Source organism: Streptomyces incanus, assembly GCF_042656345.1.
GTDB lineage: Bacteria > Actinomycetota > Actinomycetes > Streptomycetales > Streptomycetaceae > Streptomyces > Streptomyces incanus.
Genome location: NZ_JBHSPC010000050.1, coordinates 45652 through 68931, shown reverse-complemented (window position 1 = coordinate 68931; position 23280 = coordinate 45652). Strand labels below are relative to the sequence as shown.

Here is a 23280-nt window from a genome sequence, read left to right as displayed (position 1 = left end):
TCCGGACACGCTGCACGAACGACGAAAGCGACAGCCCATGGATCTCGGCGTCCGCTGGACACTGCACGGCGACGGACGCACCCCGGCCCCCGGCGCGGTGGTCCGTCCCGACGAACGGCTCTCGTGGCCCCGCACCGCGGGACTCGGCGCCCAGCACGTCGTGGCGATGTTCGGGGCGTCGTTCGTCGCCCCGGTCCTCATGGGTCTGGACCCCAATCTCGCGATCATGATGTCGGGCGTCGCGACCATCATCTTCCTGCTGGCCACGCGCGGCCGGGTGCCCAGCTATCTGGGCTGCTCGCTGTCCTTCGTCGGCGTCGCCGCGGTCATCCGGGCCCAGGGCGGGTCCAGCGCCACCGTCACCGGTGCGGTGTTCGTGGTCGGGGCCGCGCTGTTCCTGGTGGGGCTCGCGGTGCGGCACTTCGGGGCGCGGGTCATCCATGCCACGATGCCCCCGATCGTCACCGGTGCGGTGGTGATGCTGATCGGCTTCAACCTGGCGCCGGTCACGGCCGCCACCTACTGGCCGCAGGACCAGTGGACCGCCCTGTTCGTGATGCTGTTCACCGGCCTGGCGGTGGTGTGCCTGCGCGGTTTCTGGTCCCGCATCGCGATCTTCCTCGGGCTGGTCTTCGGGTACGTCCTCTCCTGGGGCCTCGACCGGGTCTTCGGGCAGATCCACTCCGCGGACGCGAGCGGTGAGGTCACCGATCACTGGCGCCTGGACCTGTCGGGCGTCGGCCAGGCCGACTGGATCGGCCTGCCGGCCCTGCACGGCCCGTCCTTCGAGTGGTCGGCGATCCTGGTCGCCCTGCCGGTCGTCATCGCGCTGATCGCCGAGAACGCCGGACACGTCAAGGCCGTCGGCGAGATGACCGGCGACAACCTCGACGACAAGCTGGGCACGGCCATCTCCGCCGACGGTGTCGGCTCCATGCTGTCCACCGCCGTCGGCGGCCCGCCCAACACCACGTATTCCGAGAACATCGGTGTGATGGCGGCGACCCGCGTCTACTCGACCGCCGCGTACTGGGCGGCCGCGGGCTTCGCCCTGCTGTTCGGCCTCTGCCCGAAGTTCGGCGCGGTCGTGGCGGCCGTCCCCGGGGGTGTGCTCGGCGGCATCACCGTCATCCTGTACGGCATGATCGGCCTGCTCGGCGCCCAGATCTGGACCAACGCCAAGGTGGACCTGCGCAATCCGCTGAACCTGGTGCCGGCCGCCGCGGGCATCATCATCGGCGTCGGCAACGTCACGATGGAGTTCACCGACACCTTCTCGCTCAGCGGCATCGCGCTCGGCACGCTCGTCGTCATCACCGGGTACCACGCGCTGCGCGCCTTCGCGCCCGCCCACCTCAAGACGCAGGAGCCGCTGCTCGACGAGGGCACCTCGTCCTATGACACGAGCGACGAAGGCGCCGATGCCGGCGCGAGCGGCAAGAGCGGTGGGAAGGGCGACGGCGCGGCGGACGGCGAAGGTGGTCAACGCGCCAAGTCGTAGGCGTAGGACGGGGTGAAGGTGCCCGGCGCCCCCTTGCATCCGTCCGATTCCCCCGGCAGCTTGACCCACAGGTAGGCGTCGATCCCGGCCTCGCCGGTGCTGAGCGTCGGGGCCCGGCCGAGTGCGCGGCCCTCGGGGTCGCACCACTGGCCGGCGGCCGGAGCGCCGTTGCCGTTGCGGCTGGTGTCGATCACGGCGCCGAGGCCCGACGGGCCGCCGAGGGCGTCGAGCACCCGCCGGTCGTAGGCGATCTCGTCGGCGGTGGCGTGGAAGTTGGAGACGTTGCTGAAGATGCCGTCGGAGGAGGCCGCCGACGCGGCCCCGGCCTGCCGCAGCCAGCCGGCCTGTTTCGCGGGAGCGTTCCACCCGGAGTGCCCGGCGTCGTAGTAGACGCGTGCCCGGGGGTTGGCCTCCTTCAGCACCCGTCCGGCGCGGGCCAGCGAGGCGAAGCGTGCGGTGCGCTCGCCCGTGGAGAGGCATTCGACCTGGGCGAGGGAGTCCGGCTCCAGGATCACGACGACCTCGCCGGACCCCAGCCCGGCGGCGAACCGGTCGATCCAGCCGTCGTAGGCGTCCAGATCGGGCGCTCCCCCCTGGGAGTACCCACCGCAGTCACGGTCGGGTATCGCGTACGGCACGACGACGGGCACCTGCCCCCGCGCGGCACCGCCCGAGGTGACCGCGCGCACCCGCGTGGTCACGGTGTCCGGTGAGTAGTCCGCGAACCACACCGCCGCGGGCCGGTCGCCGATGCGGGACTCTATGACCGCCCGGCGCGGATCGCCGGGGTTGGCCCGCACCCAGTCCAGGACCTGGGACTCGGAGTGGCGGTAGAGCCGGGGGGACGCCGCGCCGGACCGCTGTTCCGGCACGCTCCCGGCCGCGGACGGCGTGGCACTCGCCTTCCCCCGCTTCCCCTCCTTCTTCTCGTCCTTCTCAGGACCGGGCTCCGGGGAGGCGGACGGGGAGGGCCCGGCGGACGACGGGGACGGCACGGCGGGCGGTGGTTCCAGCCGGGGCGACGCGGTCACCTCGGGCGGCCGTGCCTCGTCCGAGCCGCGGTCCTCGCCGAAGGACGAGATCATCCCGGTGGCGGTACCGACGGCGACCACGACGGAGGCGGCCGCGACCATGGCGCCGCGCCGGGCCACGCCTCTGCGCGCGGATCGCCGAGCGGCCAGGCGTTGGGCACGCGAACCTGACACGTACTGCTCCCCTCCCCCACGACGGACGCGTTACCCCGTTCCGGGGAAGCCTCGGGCCCGCCGCCACGGGCACCACACTAAAGGTGCGACTCTGCGCTCATGGCGCAACGCGAACAAGTCCACACCCCCGTAGACACGGTCGTCTCCCGTATGCGCGCCCTCGACTCCGCCCTGCCCAGCCGGGACGGGATCGCGGTCTTCAACCGGGTCTACCTCACGGTGACGACGGAGGCCGACCGGCGCATCGACGCGGGTCTGCTCGTGGACACGCGGGCGGCGGTCACCCTGAACGTGGTGTTCGCCGAGCGCTATCTGGCCGCCGTCGAAGCGGTGTCCAAGGGGCTCCGCCCGCCGGCCTGCTGGCGTCCGCTGTTCCAGTTCCGCCACCATCCCGGCGTACGTCCGCTGCAGTTCGCACTGGCGGGCATCAATGCGCACATCGGTCACGATCTGGCACTCGCCGTCGTGGACACCTGCCGTACGCTCGGCTGCGAACCCGCCCGGCTGGAGGACGAGTTCGAGCAGGTGGGCGACCTGTTGACCGCGCTGGAGGAACGCATCCGCGAGGACCTGATGCCCGGCCCCGACATCCTCCAGCTCGCCGATCCCCTCACCCATCTGGCCGGCGCGTGGAGCCTGGACCGCGCCCGGGACGCCGCATGGACGGCGGCCCGCGCGCTGTGGGCGCTGCGCGGACTGCCGGACGTCACCGAGGAGTTCGCCGCACGCCTCGACATGGCCGTGGGCTTCGCCGGGCGCATGCTGCTCACACCGCTGCCCGACTGAGCGGAAACCGGGGCCGGCCGGTCGCCGCGCCCATGATGCGACCGGGTTCAGTCGTCGGAGAGTTCCACCGGCTCGATCTCGTCGTACACGTCACCGGGCCCGGGATTGGCCGCGTCGGTCTCTCCCCCGAAGTGGTGCATGACGCCCCAGACGGCGTTGAGCGCGGTCTGGACGGCGCCCTCGGCCCAGCCGGCCGTCCAGGAGATGTCGTCGCCGGCGAGGAAGACGCCCCGCTTGTCCTCGGGCAGCCGGTCCTGCATGAAGTGCGTGAACAGGCGCCGCTGGTAACGGTAGTGACCGGGCAGGTTGGCCTTGAACGCGCCCATGAAGTAGGGCTCGTTCTCCCAGGAGACGGTGACCGGGTTGCCGATGATGTGCTTCCTGATGTCGGCCTTCGGGTAGATCTCGCCCAGCGACTTCAGCATGACCTCCATCCGCTCGTTCGGTGACAGCGGCAGCCACTTCAGGCTGTCGTCGCACCAGGTGTAGGACAGGCAGATGACGGCGGGCCGGTCCGGGCCGTCGTCCAGCAGATAGGTGCCCCGGGTCATGCGGTCGGTCAGCGTCATCGACATGACGTCCCGTCCCGTGTCCTCGTCCTTGTCGAGCCAGAAGGGCCGGTCGACGGGTACGAAGAGCTTGCTGGACTCCATGTAGTGGGTGCGCTCGATGGCGGTCCAGTGGTCGATCGGGAAGAGCGCGTCGTCGCAGGCGATCTTGGACAGCAGCATCCAGGACTGGGCGGTGAAGACGGCCGCCCTGTAGGTACGGACGTCTCCGTTCGCATCCGTCACCGTGAGGCGGTGGCCCGCGGTGCGGCGCAGCCGCGTCACCGCCGGGCGCGGCTCGCCGTCCACGTGCAGGGCCTTCAGCGAGGTGCCGTACGGCCAGTGGACGAGCTTCTCCGGCTCGCGCTCCCACAGGCGCAGCGGCAGCTGCTGCGAGCCGCCGACGATGCCTCGGTGATGGTCGTCGGCCTCGGTGTAGACGACGCGCAGGATCTCCAGGATGGAGTTGGGGAAGTCGGTGTCCCAGCCGCCGGTGCCGAAGCCGACCTGGCCGAAGATCTCGCGGTGCCGGAAGGACCTGAAGGCCTCGGAGTCGCAGAGGAAGCCGTAGAAGGTCTGGTCGTCGAGCTTCTCGACGAGCCCGGACCAGATCTCGCGGATGCGCGGGACGTCGCGCTCGCGCAGGGCGCGGTTCATGTCGGAGAAGTCCGCGCCCTCCTCCAGGCACCGGGCCCAGGCGTCGGCCACGTCCCGGTAGACCTGCGGGAGGTCGTCGAGGGTCTCGGCGTAGTGGGACTCGCCCTTGAGGTCGACGACGGTCGAAGGCGTCGACGCGGCGAGGGGGTTGGGGAACGGACGGGTCTCGAGGCCCACCAGGTCGATGTAGTGCTGGAGGGCCGTGGAGGACGGCGGGAAGCGCATCGCGCCCATCTCGGCGGTGAGCGCGGGGTCGCAGCCCTCGAATCCGACGGTGCGCAGCCGGCCACCGATCCGGTCGGCCTCGTACACGACGGGCTTGAGGCCCATCTTCATCAGCTCGTAGGCGGTGATGATGCCGGACAGGCCGCCGCCGATCACCGCGACCTCGGTGCCGTGCTCCGTCGCGGGGATCTGGCCGAGGCCCGCGGGGTGAGCGAGGAAGTCGTCGTACGCGTACGGGAAGTCCGGGCCGAACATGGTGATCGGCGGCTGCTGCTCGTCGGCGTGCTCGACGGCGTTGGGCACCGTGGACGTCATGGGGTACGGACTCCTTGCGCTGATGGTGTCAAAAGGTGTTACGGGGAGGGGGAAAGGTGTCGCGGGGAAGGCGGGTTCAGCCGCAGGAGCCGTACAGGGCGGGGCGGCGGTGCCGCAGATACGGGTTGTGCTCGCGGGAGGCGGCGAGGAGCACGGGGTCCGCTTCGGCGAGAACCAGTTCCTCGCCGCGCCCCGCCCGGGTACGGGCGACCCCGTCGGGTCCGGCGAGGGTGGAGAGCCCCGCGAACTCCCACTCGCCCTCCTGGCCGACCCGGTTGACGTACGCGATGTACATCTGGTTCTCGAACGCCCTTACCGGCACGAGGGACTCGGCGACGAACTGGAACGGATGCATCAGCGCGGTGGGCACCAGCAGGAGATCGGTGCCGGCCAGGGCGTGGGCGCGCGCGTTCTCGGGGAACTCGATGTCGTAGCAGGTCAGCAGGCCGACGGTGAGGCCGTGCAGCTCGGCCTGGACGACCTGTTGGTCGCCGGGGGCGAAGTGGTCCTGCTCGAAGGGGCCGAAGAGGTGGGTCTTGCGGTAGTTCGCGAGGCGGATGCCGTCCGCGGAGATGAGCTGGGTGGAGTTGTGGACCGTGTCGCCCGCGCGCTCCGGGTAGCTGTAGGCGACGGCGAGCCCGTGCCGGGTGGCGGTCCGGGCGATCGCGTCGGCCGCGTCGCCGTCGGCGGGCTCGGCGAGCACCGCGATGTCGTCGCCGATCGCGTACCCGGTCAGGAACAGCTCCGGTGTGACGAGCAGCCCGGCGCCGGCCGCGGCGGCCCGGCCCGCGGCCTCGTCGAGTGCCTTGAGGTTCCCGGCGACGGAACCGGGCCGTCCGGAGCTCTGGAGCAGGGCGATGCGCATGCGTGTTCCTCGTCGGTACGCGGGAGGGCAAGGGAGGAGGGCGGAGGGGCCGCCGGGAGGGATCGCATAGACGGTACGGTCGGCCGGCTCGGCCAGGCAAGAAGTGGCCGTTGCGCACCGGTGGGCGGATCATTGCGTCCGGTGCGGGATCGGCGGCGATTCGTTGCGCACTCCTGACCGGGGCTTGCCTCCGACCGGAGTCGCAGGGGGCGGGCACGACATCGGGGGCCGCGGTGACCTCCCTTTCACCTGCACAGAGGCCGCCGTCAACCGCGGACGCGGCACACCACCGCAGGTGAGACCCTCTGGGACGACCTCCCTCGCCTCCGTCGTCACCACCGCGTCCGGCGCGCCCGGCGCCCAGGGCCGGAGCACCGGCGTCCCCGTCCGCGACCGGGGCCCGACGTGAGGTCGCGGTCGGCATGTCGGTGGGCAGGATGTGGGATCACAGCTCCCGGAGCCGTGCCACGATCTCGCGCAGGAGCTCCGGGTCGGTCGCCGGCCCGCCTGTGCGGCGCGGTGCGCCGATCCACACCAGGCCGGCCCCGGCCAGGTCCGCGAGAAGCACCCGGATGATGGTCAGCGGCAGGTCGGCGGCCGCCGCGAGCTCGACGACCGGCAGTGGGCCCCGGCGGCGCACCAGGTCGAGCAGGCGAGTGCGGGCGTGGTCGACACCGGGCTGTGCCAGGCCGGACTCCACGGCACCGACCTGGGACAGCAGGGCGACGGTGGGCCCGCCCGAGGGCCGGGTCCGGCCCCGCGTGACGGCGTAGGGCCGCACCATCAAGCCGGTCTCGTCCTCGTACCGGTCGCCGTCGTGCAGGTGATCGCGGTCGTGCAGGTGGTCGCCGTCGTACCGGTCGCCGTCGTCGGTCACGGCAGCGAGGACATGCCCTCCGTCTCCTCGGGCACCTCGGACTCCAGGTGCGCCAGTACCTCTCCGGGCAGCAGCACGGCGGCCGTCGTCCCGCCGTACGGGGAATCGTGCAGCGTCACCTCGATGGCGTGCCGCGCGGCGAGCCGGCCCACCACGTACAGGCCGAGCCGGTCGTGACGGGAGGGGTCGAAGTCATCGGGGTGGCTGAGGGTGCGGTGGGCCTCGTGGAGCGGTCCGAAGCCAAGGCCGGGGCCCCGGTCGTCGATCCGCAGGACGAAGCCGCCGCGCTCCCGGCCGGTGCGCAGTGTCACCCGGGTGTGCGGGGGTGAGAACACCGTGGCGTTCTCCAGAAGTTCGGCGACGAGGTGGACGACGTCCGCGACGGCGTCCGCGGCGATGCCGACCCGGTCCATCGGCGGGACCTCCACGCGCGTGTAGTCCTCGATCTCGCTCACCGCGGAGGAGACGACGTCGGCGATGGGCACGGGGAGACGCCACCTGCGGCCCGGGGCAGCGCCGGAGAGGATGATCAGGTTCTCCGCGTGGCGCCGCATCCGGGTGGTGAGGTGGTCGATGCGGAACAGCTGCTCCAGCATGTCGGGGTCGTCCGTGTGCCGTTCCAGCGTGTCGACGAGTTTCAGCTGGCGGTGCACCAGGGTCTGGTTGCGCCGGGCGATGGTGAGGAGAACCGCGAACAGCCCGCGGCGCAGGGTGGCCTGCCGGACGGCGGCCTCGACGGCGGCGAGACGGGCGGCGTTGAAGGACCGGCCGACCTGGCCTATCTCGTCGGGCTCCGCCTCCCCGTCGGCCAGCGGCGGTGCCTCGGCCGCCGCGTCCACCTCCTCACCGGCGCTCAACCTGACCATGACATCGGGTAGCTGGCGGGCGGTCAGCAGGTCGGCCGCATCCCGCAGCTCCTCCAGCCGGCGGGAGATGCGGCGGGCACCGCGCACCGCCCACCACAGGGACAGGCCGATGGCCGCCAGCCCGAGCCCGCCGACGACGGCTGCCTTGATCAGCTCCTGATGGGCGAAGGTCCGGCCGCGCTCGGCGGAGTTGAGGGCCGCCTGGGTGCACAGCTCCATGTAGCGCTTGACGGCCCGGTCGGTGGTCGTACGCCAGGATCCTGCCGCGACGGCCTCGTCGGCGCGCTCCGGCCCCGCCCGCAGCAGCACGTCCTCGCTCCGGGTCAACGCGCCGTGCAGCTCGCCGCGCCGGAACTCCTGGAACAGTGCCCGTGAGTCGGCCGGCAGGTCGGCCACGTACGTCCGCTCGAAGACCCGGCGGTGCCCGATCGTCGCGGTGAGGGTGTCGTACTGCCGGTCGGTCAGTCGGCCGGCCGCACGCGCCCCGGCGACGAGGGCGTCCTCGCTGGAGACGAACTCCCTTACCCGGACGAGTTCGACGACGACCTGCGCCTCCCGCGCGAGCTGCCCTGCCTGCAGGGCGGTGAGGGCGGACTGGATGTCGAATCCGGGTTCCACGAGCGCACCGTACTCGTCGACGGCCCGGTCCCAGGAGATATCGCGGGCCAGCACCCGCTGGCGCAGCTCCTCCAGTTCCTCGGCGGCGCCGACCATGGCGTCGAGGGCCTCGCGTTGCGGGCCGGAGAGCCGGTCGCGGTCGCCGTCCCGGATCGCGTCGCGCATGGCGTTCACGGCACGGTCGGTGCGGCGCTGCTGCTCCATGAGCTCCAGGGTCGCGGACGTACGGTGGCCCGCCCCCAAGTAGGTCGCGGCCAACCGCCGTTCGATCTGGATCTGCCCGATCGCCGTGTCGACGGGCGTGCCGAAGTCCTCGTACACGCCCTGCAGCCGGACCAGTGCGCGCAGTTCGCCGGTGACCGACACCATGGTGAAGGTCCACAGCGCCAGCAGGGCGAGCGCCGGAGCGAACGCAAGCGCGACGATGCGGGCGCGGACCGTGGCGGGACGGCCGATGAGCCGGCGCATGGCTCTCCCCAGGGCGCTCGGGTTACTGGGCGGCGAAGCAGAAACCAACGGGTGTTACCCATCGGTAGCGAGTGGCGGACAACCTACGGGATGCCTCCCGGCGAGCGCAATGGCCTCTCGAGTACCAGGAGTAACGCCGTCACCGGATACGACAGCGCGAACACGGCGAAGGCCGTGCTGTGCGGGCTCTGCGAGGCGAGCAGGGCATAACCGCCGAACACCGCGACCGTGGCCAGCTCGGTGCCCAGGCCCGCGAGCGAGGTCAGGGTGGCCCGCCCGGTGTCCCCGACGCGCCGCTGGAGCCGCGCGTCGGCCAGTACGGTCGCCGTCTGAAAGCCGCCGAAGGCGAGGGCGACCAGGATCAGCCCGGCGGGCGTACCGGCGAGCGAGCCGACGGCCAGGGCGAGTCCGGCGCCGGCGAGCAGGACCGCGAGTCCGGTCGTACCGAGCCGTTCGCCCTCGCCGGCGAGCAGGCTCCCGGCGGTGGCACCGGCCCAGATCAGCAACAGGAGGTAGGGGACGGTCTCGTCCGCGACGCCGGTGTCCCGCACCAGCAGCGGTGTGTACTCGTCGAGGGCGCCCCACACCGCGCCGACGGCCGGTACCAGCAGCAGCGCGCCGCGCACCGACCGGTCGGCGCGCGCCTCGGCCAGTCCGGCGCGCAGGGGTGCGATCCAGCGGTGGGGGCCCGCCGCCGGGGGCCGGTGTTCCGGGAACCGGAGGGCGGCGGCCGCGGTCAGCAGGCACGCCAGGATGCTGGCGGCGCCGACGGCGGTGTGGCCGCCCCAGCCGAGCACCGGACCGGCGAGTCCCATGGCCGCCATCACGGCCACCAGGCCGGCCGCGCGGGCCCGGCCCATGATCCGGGCATAGCGGCCGGCCGCCCCGAGCCGCTCCAGTTCGTCGTGGACCAGGGCCTCCAGCGACCCGGAGGCGAGTGCTCCGCCGGCGCCCCACAGGACGAAGCCGGCCGCGAAGGCGCCGTACGAGGGCAGCAGTACCCACAGGGCGAAGCCGGCGGCGGTGAGCAGTGGGCCGAGCCACAGGAGCAGGCGGCGCGAGACGGCGTCGGCCCAGACGCCGGAGGGGACCTCCAGCAGGACGCCGGTGACCGACCAGAGGACGAACAGGGAGGAGATCTGCCAGACGGTGAGGCCGGTGTCGCTGAACAGCAGCGCGTACACCGGGTAGAGCAGCACGAAGTCTTCGAGGAACGCGTAGCCGTACAGCGTGGTCGTCAGCCGTCGGACGCGGGGGTCGGGCGCACGCGTGGGCGTGGAGGTCATGGGGCCTTCCCGTAAGGGCGGTTCGGACACCGGACGTGGAGGACGTACGGCATCCGGGGCGGCCCTCGGGAGGCGTTACCGGTAAATCAATGTCGCCAGGTCATGGCACCGAGGATAGTGCGGGCGGCCGTCAGGCGGGCGGTCCGGACGAGAATCGTCGCAGCAGCGGTGACAGCACCAGCACGGACTTGGTCCGCTCGACGAAGGGCTCCCCCGCGATCCGTTCCAGGACCCGTTCGAAGTGCCGCATGTCGGCGGCGAAGACCTGGGCGATCGCGTCCGCCTCCCCGGTGACGGTGGAGGCGGACACCACCTCCTGGTAGCGCTCCAGGCCCCGCTGGATGGTCTCCGGGGAGGTGTTTCCGCGGCAGTGGATCTCGACGAAACCCTCGGTCTCCCAGCCGAGGGCGGCGGGGTCCACCCGCACGGTGAAGCCGGTGATGGCGCCGGTGGCGCGCAGCCGGTCCACGCGCCGCTTGACGGCGGGCGCGGACAGGCCGACGAGCTTGCCGATGTCCGCGTAGGAGCGGCGGGCGTCCTCGGCGAGGGCGTGCACGATGCGTTCGTCGAGATCGTTCAGCACTGCGGGCGGTTCACTTCGCTTCTGGGAGATCCGGGGCGGGATCGGCGGGATCGGCAGGGACGGCAGGGCCGGCGGGATTCGTGAAGGCCGCCCGGGAGCCGGGCGGCCGAGACCTCGGTCAGGTCCAGCTGGCGTGCAGCGGCTTGCCTTCGGCGTACCCGGCGGCGCTCTGGATGCCGACGACGGCCTTCTCCCCGAACTCCTCCAGGGAGCCGGCACCCGCGTAGGTGCAGGAGGAGCGGACACCCGCGATGACCGAGTCGATCAGGTCCTCGACGCCGGGCCGGGTCGGGTCGAGGAACATGCGGGAGGTGGAGATGCCCTCCTCGAACAGCGCCTTGCGGGCCCGGTCGTAGGCCGACTCCTCCGAGGTGCGGTTGCGTACGGCGCGCGCGGAGGCCATGCCGAAGGACTCCTTGTAGGGGCGGCCGTTCGCGTCGTGCTGGAGGTCGCCCGGGGACTCGAAGGTCCCGGCGAACCAGGAGCCGATCATCACATTGGACGCGCCGGCCGCGAGGGCCATCGCCACATCGCGCGGGTGGCGGATACCGCCGTCGGCCCACACGTGCTTGCCGTACTTCTTCGCCTCCGCCGCGCACTCCAGGACCGCGGAGAACTGCGGCCGGCCGACGCCGGTCATCATGCGGGTGGTGCACATGGCGCCGGGGCCGACGCCGACCTTGACGATGTCCGCGCCGGCCTCGATCAGGTCGCGGACGCCCGCGGCGGAGACCACGTTGCCCGCGGCGATCGGGACCTGCGGGTCGAGGTCGCGGACCAGCTTGAGCGCGCTGATCATCGACTCCTGGTGCCCGTGCGCCGTGTCGATGACGAGCGTGTCGACGCCCGCGTCCAGCAGCTGCTGGGCCTTGCCCGCGACGTCGCCGTTGATGCCGACGGCCGCGGCGATGCGCAGCCGTCCCCGGTCGTCGGTGGCCGGTGTGTACAGGGTCGCGCGCAGGGCGCCCTTGCGGGTGAGGATGCCGGCGAGGCGGCCGTCCTTGTCCACGGCGGGGGCGTAGCGCCGGTTGGCGCCGTCGAGGGTGTTGAAGGCCTCGCGCGGGTCCATGCCGGCGTCGACGAGCAGCAGGTCGCGGGACATGACCTCGTTGAGCTGCGTGAAGCGGTCCACACCGGACAGGTCGGTGTCGGTGACCACGCCGATCGGCCGGTGCCCGTCGTCGACGACGACGCCCGCGTTGTGCGCGCGCTTGGGCAGCAGGGCGAGCGCGTCGGCGACGGTCTGGTGCGGGGCCAGCACGATGGGGGTGTCGAGGACCAGGTGGCGGCTCTTGACCCAGGCGACGACCTCGGTGACGACCTCGATCGGGATGTCCTGCGGGATGATCACGAGCCCGCCGCGGCGGGCCACCGTCTCGGCCATGCGGCGGCCGGCGATGGCCGTCATGTTGGCGACGACCAGCGGAATGGTGGTGCCCGTACCGTCCGGGGAGCTGAGGTCCACGTCCTGACGCGATACGACGGCGGACCGGTTGGGCACCATGAAGACGTCGTCGTAGGTCAGGTCGTACGCGGGCTGGATGTCGTTGAGGAAACGCACGTGCTGCACATCCCAGTCGATCAGAGGTGGCCCCCGGACAGGTCAGCCAGGGGGAAGAGCACGTACTTCATTGTCCCATGACGACCGGAACGCCAGTTCCGGTGCGATCATCCAGGCAGGCCGGAGCGCGGCTGGGAGGAACCTCCGAGGGTGAGGGCCACGGTGAGCGACGGGGTCCGCCGCACCGCTTCGGCGAACACCTCCCGCGCCGTCTCCCACTCCTCGGGGCGTGCCGTCGCGTAGGGCAGCCAGCCGTCCACGACGATCAGCAGTCCACGTTCGACGGCGCCTTCGGGCCAGACCGTGTGGTCGGCGAGGGAGTCCGCGAGGGCGTCCCAGGTGCGGCCGAACCACCCCGGCAGGTCCAGAGCGCGGGCGCAGCGGTCCATCAGGTCTGCCTTGTCGGTGGCCCCGTCGAGGTCGAGCGCGACCACGAGCCGGCCCGCCAGTTCGTGCGTCATCCCAGTACCGTCCTGAACGAGGGGTAGGGGCATCGGTGCAGCACCTCTCGCCGCCGCGTCCGGTGACGACACGCCGGGCCCGCGGTCGGCCGAGTCCGGTGTCCCGGCCGTGCACTCGTGGCGGTGGCCGCGTTCGCGCCGGGGCAGCAGCCGCTCGAAGTCGCCGAGGACGGCACCGTCCCGCCCGTACGGGAAGGGCCCGCCCGCGTCGATGAGGTCCGGCGTGCGCCGCGCTTCCTCGGGGAGGCCGGCCCCCCGGACGGTGACCGTCCCGTCGGCCCGGCCCGGCGGCGGCTCCTCGGTGCCGCCGGGCGAGCAGCCTGCGAGGAGCGGGCCCGTCGGCAGCACCAGGAGGCAGGCCAGGAAAGAGGGAGGAACCGTGGCACCATACGCCGATGCTGCCACGCCCGCCCCCGTCCCCCGCCCGGTCAGGGACCGTCCGGGTCGGACCGGTTGAGCGCGGACCTCGGCGCGGGTCCCGCCGCCATCAGGTAATCGGCGGCCGAGGTGTCCGTCACCAGGCTGGTGACCAGCCCGGAGCGCAGCACCGCGTCGATCGCGGAGCCCTTGCGCTGCCCGCCGGCGATCGCGACGACCTCGGGGACCCGGCGGAGCTGGTCGGTCTTGACCGTGATGCACCGCTCCCCGAGGTCGCGGCCGACCCGGCGCCCGTCGGCGTCGAAGAGGTGCGCGGACATCTCGGCGGCGACGCCGAGGGAGGCGTAGTGCTCCCGCTCCTCATCCGTGAGCATGTCGTGCACCGTCGAGATGCCCGGCTCCCAGGAGCCGATGGAGACACAGGCGACCGTGACCTTGTCGAAGTACTCGAAGGCCCGTGCGATACCGGTCTGGTGGCGCAGTGCCTCGGCGGTCGCCGCGTCCGGCAGCAGCATCGGCGCGTAGATGGGGTGGGCGTCGCCGCCCGACACCTGCGCGGCCCGCCGTACGGCCTCCACCGAGCCGCGCTCGGCGGTCCCGGCGTCGTACACGCCCGTCAGCTGCACGACCGTGCAGGGTGCCAGTCGGTCCAGGGCCGCCGCCATGTGGATGGTGGACCGGCCCCAGGCCAGCCCCAGTACGTCTCCTTCGTTGACCAGTTCGCCGAGCAGGTCGGCGGCCACCTCTCCCAGGTTCTCGGGGTCGGGTGTCTCCGCGGCCTCGGCCGGGGACTCCACCACGACGGCGTGCCTGAGGCCGTAGCGGGCGCGCAGCGCGTCGGAGCGCTCCGCGTCCAGCTCGGCGGGCACACGGATCTCGATGCGTACGAGATCCCGTTCGAGGGCGGTCTCCAGGACCCGGGCCACCTTGAAGCGGCTGACGCCGAACTCCTCGGCGATCTGGATCTTCGACTTGCCCTCTAGGTAGAAGCGGCGGGCCATGGCCGCCGCCTGCACCAGCTCAGCGGGTCCCATCCGCATGGCTGAACGGCCCGCCGCCGACATACCCGACACGGCGATCTCCTCACTGCTGTTCACACTCTGGATTCGCCGTTCATCCTTGCAGATCCGGCGCGGTCGAACGGTCCTGCTGGAGAGCCGTTCACGTTCCCGTGGCTCAGTGGTCGCACGCCCAGGATGCCTTGCCCGTGGCGGTCTCGGCCTGGTTGCGCAATGCACGTACCGCCTCGGCCGGGTCCTGTGCCCCGTACACGGCGGATCCCGCGACGAAGACGTCGGCTCCGGCGTCGGCGCACTGCTCGATGGTGGACGCCGAGACACCGCCGTCGACCTGGAGCCAGAGGTCCAGGCCGTGCTTGCCGATCAACTCGCGGGTGCGGCGAATCTTCGGAAGCATGATGTCGAGAAAGGCCTGGCCCCCGAAGCCCGGCTCGACCGTCATGATCAGCAGCATGTCGAGCTCGGGGAGCAGATCCTCGTACGGCTCGATCGGCGTCGCGGGCCGCAGCGCCATGGAGGCCCTGGCCCCCTTCGCCCGGATCTCCCGGGCCAGCCGCACGGGCGCGGCGGCCGCTTCGACGTGGAAGGTGACGGAACCGGCCCCCGCCTCGACGTACTGGGGTGCCCAGCGATCGGGGGCCTCGATCATCAGGTGGCAGTCCAGCGGGGTGTCCGTCGCACGGGCGAGCGACTCCACGACCGGCACACCGAGCGTGAGGTTCGGGACGAAATGGTTGTCCATGACGTCGACGTGGAGCCAGTCGGCTCCCGCGACCGCCTGCGCCTCGTCCGCGAGGCGGGCGAAGTCGGCGGAGAGAATACTGGGGTTGATCTGCGCGGCCATGCACCAAGCCTGCCATGCTCTCCGGGGGTCGGCGGCATCGGTGGGGGACGGATGCGGTCGTATCAGCTGTATCCGCTGTATCGCCGTCCTGGACGCACGGGGCTCACGGGTCGCACGGGGTCCACGAGTCGTATGCGGACCGCGGGTTGTCCGTTGCCGGGCGCGCGGTGGCCCGTGGCCTCCGGTCGCCCAGATCCGGGGCCGACCGGCTGTGGAGGCGGCCAGGAGCCCGACACGCGGCACCCCCGGGGAAAGGCGGCACCCCCGGGGAAAGCGGGATGCCCAAAGAGCGCGGCACGCCCGGGGAGCGCGGGACACCGGGCACGCAGGATGCGGGCGGGGTACCTGCCGCACCTCGGGTGCCTGATCCGGGCGAACCGCAGGGTGCGCGTCGGACGCGCGGCATCGGGCGTCCGGTCTGTGGACGCCGCGCCAAGTGGCTGGTCCCCGTGCTGTGGCTGGTGGTGCTGTTCCTGGCGGCGCCCCCGGCGCAGAAGCTGACCGACGCCCAGGCCAACGACGCGGCGTCCTGGCTTCCGGGGTCCGCGGAGTCCACCCAGGTCCTGCAGATCTCCGGGGCTTCCGGCCCGAGCAGATCCCCGCGGTCGTCGTCCACGCGCGCGCGGCCTGACGGCCGCCGACCGGCAGCGGATCACCGAGGACGCGGCGCAGCTGAGGCGCCTGTCCGATCACGGTATCCGAGGTGCCGGGACCCGGGGCCCGGTCCACGACCGCGAGACCGATCCGCGGGCGGCACAGATCTTCGTACCGATCACCATGGACGGGACGGGCCGGCAGCGGATCGCGCCCGCCGTCGGCTCCGTGCGGGACGAGATCGGCAGGAGCGGCGACGGGCTCACCGTGCGCGTCACGGGGCCTGGCGGCACCTCGGCGGGCCTGGTGCCGGCGGGTACCTTCGCCGCGCTCGGCACCCTGCCTGCGGTCACCTTCGCCGAGATCGGCTTCGCGGTCGCCCTCGGCGTGCCGCTGAACACCTTCATCGTGCGGTCGGTGCTGGTCACGTCCCTGTTCCTGGACGTGGGCCCCAAGATGTGGCGGCCGCACCGGCTCGCCCGCGAGGACGGCGCCGGCGCGGTGCGCGAACCGGAAGAGGCGGGCGTCAGCCGGTCCGGCGGATGAGCGCCAGATACATGGCGTCGGTCCCGTGCACATGCGGCCACAGCTGGATGTCGGGGCCCTCGCCCAGCTCCGGGACGCCGGGCAGCAGCGGCCGGGCGTCGAAGAGTTCGGCGTCCGGGAACTGCTTGAGGAGGTCGGCGACCACGGCCCGGGTCTCCGCCAGGTGCGGCGAGCAGGTGGCGTAGCCGACGACACCGCCGACCCGTACGGACTCCAGGGCGGTGCGCAGCAGCCCGCGCTGCAGCGGGGCGAAGCCCTCCAGGTCGCCCGGCCGGCGCCGCCAGCGCGCCTCGGGGCGCCGGCGCAGGGCGCCGAGGCCGGTGCAGGGCACGTCGACCAGCACCCGGTCGAAGGTGCCGGGCCGCCACGGCGGCCGGGTCCCGTCGGCGGCGACGACCTGGTACGGCCCGGGGTTCCCCGCCAGCGCCTTGGCGACCAGACCGGCCCGGTGCGGCTGCTTCTCGGAGGCCAGCAGGACGGCACCGCGCTCGGCGGCGAGCGCAGCGAGCAGCGCGGCCTTGCCGCCGGGGCCGGCACAGCCGTCCAGCCACATCCGGTCGGGCCCGTCCAGCGGGGCGTTGGCCAGGGCGAGCGCGACGAGCTGGCTGCCCTCGTCCTGCACGCCGGCCCTGCCGTCCGCCACGGCCGGGATCGCGCCCGGCTCGCCGCCCTCGCTCAGCCGCACCGCGTACGGCGACCAGCGGCCCGGCAGAGCGGCCTCCTCCTCGAGCAGTTCCCCGGTGGTGGCCCGGCCGGGACGGGCGACGAGTGTGACCTCGGGCCGCTCGTTGTCGGCCCGCAGCAGTTCCTCGATGCCGGCGCGGCCGCCGCCGAGGGAGTCCCACAGTGCGGAGACGACCCAGCGCGGATGCGAGTGCACCACGGCGAGATGGTCCTCGGGGTCTTCGTCGTACGGTGGCGCGACCCGCTCCAGCCAGCCGTCGAGATCGTGCTGCGCGACCTTGCGCAGCACGGCGTTGACGAACTTGGCCCGCCCGTCCCCGAGCACCACGCGCGCGAGCTCGACGGAGGCGGACACGGCGGCATGGGTCGGAATCCGGGTCCCCAGCAGCTGGTGCACGCCGAGGCTCAGTACGTCCAGCACGGGCGGGTCCACCTCGCGCAGCGGCCGGTCGACACAGGCGGCGACGACCGCGTCGTACGTGCCCTGCCGGCGCAGCGTGCCGTACACCAGCTCGGTGGCGAGTGCCGCGTCCCGGGCGTCGAAGTCACCGCCCTCGCGCGCCTTGCGCAGCAGCGGCGGCAGGACGAGGTTGGCGTAGGCGTCCCGCTCGTCCACGGCCCGCAGGGCCTCGAAGGCGAGGACGCGGACGGGGTCCTTCTGGGGCCGACGGTAGGGCTTGCCGGGCTTGCGGGGACGACGGGGCTGGTCACTCACGAAAAGGTGCTCCGGGTGTGGGGTGAAGTGCGCGGTCCAGCGTACGTCGTCGGAACGGGCCGGGGTCGCGTGGCGCCGGGCGCCCGGCCGGGGTGCGGCGGCGCGGGGCGCGGGGCAGGGGTCCTGCGGCGTCAGCCGCCGACGGTCTCCTCGGCGCCGATCCGTGCACCGCGTGCCCAGTCGGCCGCGCGCATCGGCTTCTTGCCCTGGGCCTGCACCCACAGCAGTTCCACGGCGTGCGAGCCGGTGCCGGCGTACACGTTGTTCTTGCCCGCGGACAGCCGGCCGGGCGCGAGATCCGTGCGGTCGGGGACGGGCGTGACCTGGACGAGTTTGAGCCGCTCGCCCCGGAAGGTGGTCCAGGCACCGGGCGCAGGTGTGCAGCCGCGCACGATGCGGTCGACGCGCAGGGCCGGGGCGCTCCAGTCGACATGGGCGTCCTCCACGGAGACCTTCGGGGCGAGGGTGATCCCGTCGGCGGGCTGCGGTACGGCCTCCAGGGTGCCGTCCTCGATGCCGTCCATGGTCGCGGCGAGCAGTCCGGCGCCGGCGAAGGCGAGCCGGGTGAGCAGGTCGCCGCTGGTGTCGGTGGGGCGGATCTCCTCGGTGACGGTGCCGTAGACCGGTCCCGAGTCGAGCCCTTCCTCGATGAGGAAGGTGGACGCGCCGGTGATCTCGTCGCCCGCCATGATGGCGTGCTGCACGGGCGCCGCCCCTCGCCAGGCGGGCAGCAGCGAGAAGTGCAGGTTGACCCAGCCCCGGTCCGGGATGTCGAGGGCGACCCGGGGCAGCAGGGCTCCGTAGGCGACGACGGGACAGCAGTCGGGGGCGATCTCGCGCAGCCGCTCGAGGAACTCCGGGTCCCGCGGCTTCACGGGCCTGAGCACCTCGATCCCGGCCTCCTGCGCCCGCTCGGCGACCGGAGAGGCGACCAGCCTGCGGCCCCGCCCGGCCGGCGCGTCGGGCCGGGTGACGACGGCGGCCACCTCGTGCCGCTCCGAGGCGAGAAGAGCGTCCAGGGCGGGAACGGCGACCTCGGGGGTGCCGGCGAAGACGAGCTTCATGGGGTGGATTCGGGCCTCTCGGGCGGGGACGTTGCGGGCAGCGCACCAGTCTATGGGGGGACGGCTGAGGGCATACGGGCGGCGTACGGGCAGCACGCGGGCGACGGTTCGGGCGCGGGAGGGGGCGGTCCGGGGAACGGGCCCGGGAACGGGCTCCGGACGAGGGCCTGGGCGCGCAGTCACCCCACAGGGGCGTGTGCGGGAATCACCACGCCCCCAGCCCGTGACCCACGGAGCGGATCCGCGTTGGTCAAGAAAGAGTTGACCACACCGGACCGCTCCGACGCGGCCCATTCCTTTCAACGCCGGTTCGAGAGGCTTGTTCATGGCCGACCACGCAACCCACGACGCCCAGGCTCGCGCCAGCCTGCACTTGCTGGTGCGGGACATCGAGCGGGTCCGCCGGCAGGTGGACGCACTGCGCACGCTCACCGCCCAGCTCGGCAACGTCTACCGCCCGCGCCGCTCCGGCCCCTCCACGGGCTTCGTCGTCTACGGACGCGCCCCCGCCCCGACGGTCCGTCTCGCCCAGGAACTGCGGGACAGCGTCGAGACCCTGGTCACCGCGGCCGTGGACTTCGACCGCTCGCTGGGCTTCTCGTGGGACGCGGTGGGCTCCGCGCTCGGCGTGACCAAGCAGGCGGTCCACCGTCGTTACGGCGCCCGCCGAGCCGCGGCCACCCAGAACCAGGCCACGGAGACGGAGCACACCGCCGAGCCGTCGGGAGCGCGCACGGTCAACGTGGGTGCGGGAGTCTCCAGCGTGCCGACGGTCCCCGCCGCCCGTTCCATGCCGACCCAGCCGACGGCGGGCAGCCCGTCCCTGCGCGACGACCCGCGCCCCACGGCCTTCCCCGGCCCCACCACCTTCCCGGGCCCCCGTAACGGCTGACCGCCCGCCCTCGGTCCTCCTGGACGCGACCGCGCCCGGGAGGGCAGCCCCTCCCCAGCCTGCTCGCCACAGCCGTTTCCCGGCCCGTACTCCTCAGCCGATGTCGGGCGGGTCGATCCGTACCCATACCGGTTCGTCGCCGCCGCGGGCCATGCGGGCCGCCTGGGCGGACTTCAGGGCGGCGGTCAGCGCGGCTCCCCTGCCCGGGGGGACCCGGATCAGGGCCCGCTCCCAGTGGTCCCCGGGCGGCGGGCCGCCGGGGCGCCGCGGGCGGCCCACGGGGGTGACGGACAGCGGGACGGGCCCCAGTACCTCTGCCTCCCCGGGGAGCCCGGCCGCGCGGAGGAACCCGGCCACGGCCTCTCCCGGCCCCGAGACCGCCGCCATCCTCGACACCGGTGGGAAGCCCAGTTCGGCCCGCTCCCCCAGCTCCCGTACCGCGTGTCCGGCGGGGTCCCACCGCACCAGCGCCTGCACGGGCCGCAGGGTCGGCTCGGCGACCACCACGACCGTGCCGCCCTCCGTCTGCGGACGCACCAGCGCCGCCGCGCCGATCCAGCGGCGCAGCGCGTCCTCCCCGGCCCGCAGATCGGGCCGGCCCAGCATCGCCCAGCCGTCCAGCAGCAGCGCCGCCGCGTACCCGCCCTCGGCGACCGGCTCGGCCCCCGGCGTGCTCACCACCAGCGCGGGCGCACCCGGCACCGTGTCCAGCACATGCTCGCGCCCGGAGGTGCGCACCGGCACTGCGGGGAAGGCCCGGCCCAGCTCCTCGGCGGTCCGGCGCGCCCCCACCACCTGGGCCCGCAGCCGGAACCCGCCGCACTCCGGGCAGTGCCAGCCGCCCTCCTCGCGCCGCCCGCACCAGCCGCACCGCAGATCGCCGGCGCCGGGGACCTCCATCGGCCCCGCACAGTGCCGGCACCGCGCCGGGGTACGGCAGCCCGCACACGCCATCCGCGGGACATAGCCGCGCCGGGGCACCTGCACGAGCACCGGCCCGTGCCGCAGCCCCTCCCTGACGGCCTGCCAGGCGAGCGACGGCAGCCGGGCGGCGCGGGCGGCCTCGTCCCGCGCGAGATCCCCGTCCCCGACGGTCCGCACCAGCGGAGCGGCGGCCCGCACCTGGTCCCTTCCGGAGACCAGGGGCCCGGCCCAGCCGGTCTCCACCAGCTGGGCGGCCTCCACCGTGCAGCTCCAGCTGCCCAGCAGGAAACCGCACTTGTCCTGGGCCGCCCGCAGCAGCAGCACCTCACGCGCGTGCGGCTGCGGGGCGTGCTGCTCACTGTGGCTGTCGTCACCGTCGTCCCAGAGCGCGACCAGCCCGAGGTCCTGGACGGGCGCGAACATCGCCGCGCGGGTGCCGATCACGGCGCGCACGGACCCACGGCGCACGGCGAGCCACTGCGCGTACCGCTTCTCGGGCCCGGCGTCGGCGGTCAGCACCGCGTGCCGCCCCTTGCCCAGGAGCTCGGTGAGCGCGGCGTCGACGCGGGCGGCGGTCCGTCCGTCCGGCAGGACGACGAGGGCGCCGCGGCCGGAGGCCAGCGTCGCCGCGACCGCACGGGCCAGCTCCTCGCTCCAGAGCGGTCCGGGCAGCGCGTTCCACACGGCGCGCGGAGCGCCGCCGGCGGCCAGCGACCGGAGGAAGGCGGGCCCCTGCTCGTACCGGGCCCAGGAACCCGGCTCGGGTGCCGGGGGCGGCGGCGCCGGGGCGGGCGAGGGTCGCCGCTCGGCGCGTGCGCTGCGCGGCGGTACGGCGAGCTGGAGCACATCGGCGAGGCTGCCCGCGTACCGGTCGGCGACCGCGCGGGCCAGCCCCAGCAGCTCCTCGCTCAGGACCGGCTCGGGCGAGACCACCTGGGCGAGGGCGGCCAGCGGACCCGAGTAGTCGGACTCGGCGAGCCGCTCGACCAGGAACCCGTCGATGAGCCCGCCGCCCTCGCGGCGCCCCTCACGCACCCGGTGCCGGCCGGCCCCGAACCGCACCCGCACCCGCACGCCCGGCTGTGCGTCGGCGTCAAGTTCCTCGGGCACGGCGTAGTCGAAGTACCGGTCGAGATGCAGTACGCCCTTGTCGACGAGGACGCGTGCGACCGGCAGGTGCCCGGCGAGCGCGGCGCCCCGCCAGGTCCGCGGCTTGGCCCGGGGCGTGTCGGTCTTGCGCACGGTCTCCCGGATGAGCGCGAGCTGCTCGGGCGGCGCGCCCCGCGCACCGCCGTCCGCCTGTCCGCTCCCGCCGTTCTCGCTGCTCACGCCTGCATTCTTACCAAACGGCACTGACACACGACGGCCGCTGCGACCTCAAGCGGTACGCCGGAGCCGCGCACAGCCGAGGCCCGGCATCCCCGAAGGGGGATGCCGGGCCTCGGTGAAAGCGCCGGAGCGCGAACTACAGTCCCGCCGCCTTGCGCAGCGCGTCCACGCGGTCGGTGCGCTCCCAGGTGAAGTCGGGCAGCTCACGGCCGAAGTGGCCGTAGGCGGCGGTCTGGGAGTAGATCGGGCGGAGCAGGTCCAGGTCACGGATGATGGCGGCCGGACGGAGATCGAACACATTATCGATCGCCCGTTCGATCCGCTCGGTGTCGACCTTGGCGGTACCGAAGGTCTCCACGAACAGACCGACCGGCTCGGCCTTGCCGATGGCGTACGCCACCTGGACCTCGCAGCGGGAGGCCAGGCCGGCCGCGACCACGTTCTTGGCGACCCAGCGCATCGCGTACGCCGCCGAGCGGTCCACCTTGGACGGGTCCTTGCCGGAGAAGGCACCGCCGCCGTGCCGGGCCATGCCGCCGTACGTGTCGATGATGATCTTGCGGCCGGTGAGGCCCGCGTCGCCCATCGGGCCGCCGATCTCGAAGCGGCCGGTGGGGTTGACCAGCAGACGGTACTCCTCGGTGTCCAGCTTGATGCCCTCGTCCAGCAGCGCCCTCAGCTCCGGCTCCACGACGAACTCGCGGATGTCGGGGGCGAGCAGCGACTCGAGGTCGATGTCGGAGGCGTGCTGCGAGGAGACCACGACGGTGTCGAGGCGGACGGCCTTGTCGCCGTCGTACTCGATGGTGACCTGGGTCTTTCCGTCCGGGCGCAGGTAGGGGATGGTGCCGTTCTTGCGCACCTCGGACAGACGCTTGGAGAGGCGGTGCGCGAGGAAGACCGGCAGCGGCATCAGCGTCGGTGTCTCGTCCGTCGCGTAACCGAACATCAGGCCCTGGTCACCGGCCCCCTGCCGGTCCAGCTCGTCCTCGTCGCCTTCGACCCGGGACTCGTACGCGGTGTCGACACCCTGGGCGATGTCCGGGGACTGGGCGCCGATGGACACCGACACGCCGCAGGAGGCGCCGTCGAAGCCCTTCTTCGAGGAGTCGTAGCCGATCTCCAGGATCTTCTCGCGCACCAGCTGCGCGATCGGCGCGTAGGCCTTGGTCGTGACCTCGCCGGCCACATGCACCAGGCCGGTGGTGATCAGGGTCTCGACGGCGACGCGGGAGTTCGGGTCCTCGCGGAGCAGCGCGTCGAGAATGGTGTCGCTGATCTGGTCAGCGATCTTGTCGGGGTGACCCTCGGTCACGGACTCCGAGGTGAAGAGACGACGGGACACAACGCTCCCTGTGGTTGCAGCGGCTGCTGGCTGATCATTGGCGGACGGCAGGGGCTGCACCACACACCGTCCGTGGACAGTTTATCGGTCGTGCCTCGCCACGGGTCCCCCTGTCTCGCCTCTC

General features: G+C 73.1%; 18 protein-coding genes and 1 pseudogene. 4 read left to right on the top strand and 15 right to left on the bottom strand.

Translation table 11 applies throughout. The features are described from left to right. The first annotated feature begins 37 nt into the window (after positions 1-37). Positions 38-1501, top strand: coding sequence for a uracil-xanthine permease family protein (locus ACFP2V_RS18865; RefSeq protein WP_381213356.1), 1464 nt, complete (start codon positions 38-40; stop codon positions 1499-1501). Here the strand turns inward: ACFP2V_RS18865 and ACFP2V_RS18860 are convergent. Further along, the gene (locus tag ACFP2V_RS18860; RefSeq protein ID WP_381213512.1) at positions 1483-2634 is read right to left on the bottom strand and encodes a glycoside hydrolase family 6 protein; all 1152 of its coding nucleotides are present in this window, start codon (positions 2632-2634) and stop codon (positions 1483-1485) included. The genes ACFP2V_RS18865 and ACFP2V_RS18860 overlap by 19 nt on opposite strands. 171 nt (positions 2635-2805) lie before the next feature. Between ACFP2V_RS18860 and ACFP2V_RS18855 the strand changes: the two genes are divergently transcribed. Continuing rightward, positions 2806-3492 carry a DUF5995 family protein gene (locus ACFP2V_RS18855; protein WP_381213353.1) on the top strand — a complete coding sequence of 229 codons (687 nt, stop codon included), beginning with the start codon at positions 2806-2808 and terminating at the stop codon, positions 3490-3492. A 47-nt stretch (positions 3493-3539) separates the two neighbouring features. Here the strand turns inward: ACFP2V_RS18855 and ACFP2V_RS18850 are convergent, their stop codons facing one another. From ACFP2V_RS18850 to rpe, 10 genes are all read right to left on the bottom strand, one after another. Next, on the bottom strand, positions 3540-5237 hold the full coding sequence (locus ACFP2V_RS18850) for a flavin monoamine oxidase family protein (RefSeq protein ID WP_381213350.1): 1698 nt from the start codon (positions 5235-5237) through the stop codon (positions 3540-3542). A 76-nt stretch (positions 5238-5313) separates the two neighbouring features. Then, positions 5314-6102, bottom strand: a complete 789-nt coding sequence (locus ACFP2V_RS18845; protein ID WP_381213347.1) for a carbon-nitrogen hydrolase family protein — start codon at positions 6100-6102, stop codon at positions 5314-5316. Between the two features lie 445 nt (positions 6103-6547). Beyond that, on the bottom strand, positions 6548-6979 hold the full coding sequence (locus tag ACFP2V_RS18840; protein WP_381213344.1) for a DUF742 domain-containing protein: 432 nt from the start codon (positions 6977-6979) through the stop codon (positions 6548-6550). Beyond that, a complete protein-coding gene (locus ACFP2V_RS18835) occupies positions 6976-8931 on the bottom strand; it encodes a sensor histidine kinase (protein WP_381213341.1) in 1956 nt (651 codons plus the stop codon). The genes ACFP2V_RS18840 and ACFP2V_RS18835 overlap by 4 nt, the downstream gene beginning before the upstream one ends. Positions 8932-9014: 83 nt before the next feature. Beyond that, positions 9015-10217, bottom strand: a complete 1203-nt coding sequence (locus tag ACFP2V_RS18830; RefSeq protein ID WP_381213338.1) for an MFS transporter — start codon at positions 10215-10217, stop codon at positions 9015-9017. A 130-nt stretch (positions 10218-10347) separates the two neighbouring features. Continuing rightward, complete coding sequence (locus ACFP2V_RS18825) at positions 10348-10800, bottom strand: Lrp/AsnC family transcriptional regulator (protein ID WP_381213335.1); 453 nt, start codon at positions 10798-10800, stop codon at positions 10348-10350. Positions 10801-10918: 118 nt separating this feature from the next. Continuing rightward, positions 10919-12361, bottom strand: coding sequence for a GuaB1 family IMP dehydrogenase-related protein (locus ACFP2V_RS18820; protein WP_381213510.1), 1443 nt, complete (start codon positions 12359-12361; stop codon positions 10919-10921). Between the two features lie 107 nt (positions 12362-12468). After that, positions 12469-12822, bottom strand: coding sequence for a barstar family protein (locus ACFP2V_RS18815; protein ID WP_381213507.1), 354 nt, complete (start codon positions 12820-12822; stop codon positions 12469-12471). 428 nt (positions 12823-13250) lie between these two features. After that, the gene (locus ACFP2V_RS18810) at positions 13251-14297 is read right to left on the bottom strand and encodes a sugar-binding transcriptional regulator (protein WP_381213332.1); all 1047 of its coding nucleotides are present in this window, start codon (positions 14295-14297) and stop codon (positions 13251-13253) included. A 79-nt stretch (positions 14298-14376) separates the two neighbouring features. Further along, positions 14377-15063 (bottom strand): ribulose-phosphate 3-epimerase, encoded by a 687-nt coding sequence (rpe, locus tag ACFP2V_RS18805; protein ID WP_381213329.1) that lies wholly within the window; start codon positions 15061-15063, stop codon positions 14377-14379. Between the two features lie 278 nt (positions 15064-15341). On the opposite strand from rpe, the pseudogene ACFP2V_RS18800 reads away from it, so the two are divergent. After that, positions 15342-16203: pseudogene (locus ACFP2V_RS18800) on the top strand (MMPL family transporter). Here the strand turns inward: ACFP2V_RS18800 and ACFP2V_RS18795 are convergent. Further along, positions 16184-17602, bottom strand: coding sequence for an RsmB/NOP family class I SAM-dependent RNA methyltransferase (locus ACFP2V_RS18795; RefSeq protein WP_381213326.1), 1419 nt, complete (start codon positions 17600-17602; stop codon positions 16184-16186). The pseudogene ACFP2V_RS18800 and the gene ACFP2V_RS18795 overlap by 20 nt on opposite strands. Before the next feature lie 131 nt (positions 17603-17733). After that, a complete protein-coding gene (gene fmt / locus ACFP2V_RS18790; RefSeq protein WP_381213323.1) occupies positions 17734-18666 on the bottom strand; it encodes a methionyl-tRNA formyltransferase in 933 nt (310 codons plus the stop codon). A gap of 325 nt (positions 18667-18991) precedes the next feature. On the opposite strand from fmt, the gene ACFP2V_RS18785 reads away from it, so the two are divergent. After that, complete coding sequence (locus ACFP2V_RS18785; protein WP_381213320.1) at positions 18992-19558, top strand: hypothetical protein; 567 nt, start codon at positions 18992-18994, stop codon at positions 19556-19558. Positions 19559-19651: 93 nt separating this feature from the next. On the opposite strand, the gene ACFP2V_RS18780 is transcribed toward ACFP2V_RS18785, so the two are convergent. Continuing rightward, positions 19652-21811, bottom strand: coding sequence for a primosomal protein N' (locus tag ACFP2V_RS18780; RefSeq protein WP_381213317.1), 2160 nt, complete (start codon positions 21809-21811; stop codon positions 19652-19654). Positions 21812-21947: 136 nt separating this feature from the next. Next, entirely contained in the window at positions 21948-23156 is a 1209-nt protein-coding gene (gene metK, locus ACFP2V_RS18775; protein WP_381213314.1) for a methionine adenosyltransferase, read from the bottom strand. Between the last annotated feature and the right edge of the window lie 124 nt (positions 23157-23280).

Coding starts and splice junctions, on each gene's coding strand:
- ACFP2V_RS18865 (WP_381213356.1), top strand. CDS start 38: ATGGATCTCGGCGTCCGCTGGACACTGCACGGCGACGGACGCACCCCG.
- ACFP2V_RS18860 (WP_381213512.1), bottom strand. CDS start 2,634: ATGGTCGCGGCCGCCTCCGTCGTGGTCGCCGTCGGTACCGCCACCGGG.
- ACFP2V_RS18855 (WP_381213353.1), top strand. CDS start 2,806: ATGGCGCAACGCGAACAAGTCCACACCCCCGTAGACACGGTCGTCTCC.
- ACFP2V_RS18850 (WP_381213350.1), bottom strand. CDS start 5,237: ATGACGTCCACGGTGCCCAACGCCGTCGAGCACGCCGACGAGCAGCAG.
- ACFP2V_RS18845 (WP_381213347.1), bottom strand. CDS start 6,102: ATGCGCATCGCCCTGCTCCAGAGCTCCGGACGGCCCGGTTCCGTCGCC.
- ACFP2V_RS18835 (WP_381213341.1), bottom strand. CDS start 8,931: ATGCGCCGGCTCATCGGCCGTCCCGCCACGGTCCGCGCCCGCATCGTC.
- ACFP2V_RS18830 (WP_381213338.1), bottom strand. CDS start 10,217: ATGACCTCCACGCCCACGCGTGCGCCCGACCCCCGCGTCCGACGGCTG.
- ACFP2V_RS18815 (WP_381213507.1), bottom strand. CDS start 12,822: ATGACGCACGAACTGGCGGGCCGGCTCGTGGTCGCGCTCGACCTCGAC.
- rpe (WP_381213329.1), bottom strand. CDS start 15,063: ATGGCCGCGCAGATCAACCCCAGTATTCTCTCCGCCGACTTCGCCCGC.
- fmt (WP_381213323.1), bottom strand. CDS start 18,666: ATGAAGCTCGTCTTCGCCGGCACCCCCGAGGTCGCCGTTCCCGCCCTG.
- ACFP2V_RS18785 (WP_381213320.1), top strand. CDS start 18,992: ATGGCCGACCACGCAACCCACGACGCCCAGGCTCGCGCCAGCCTGCAC.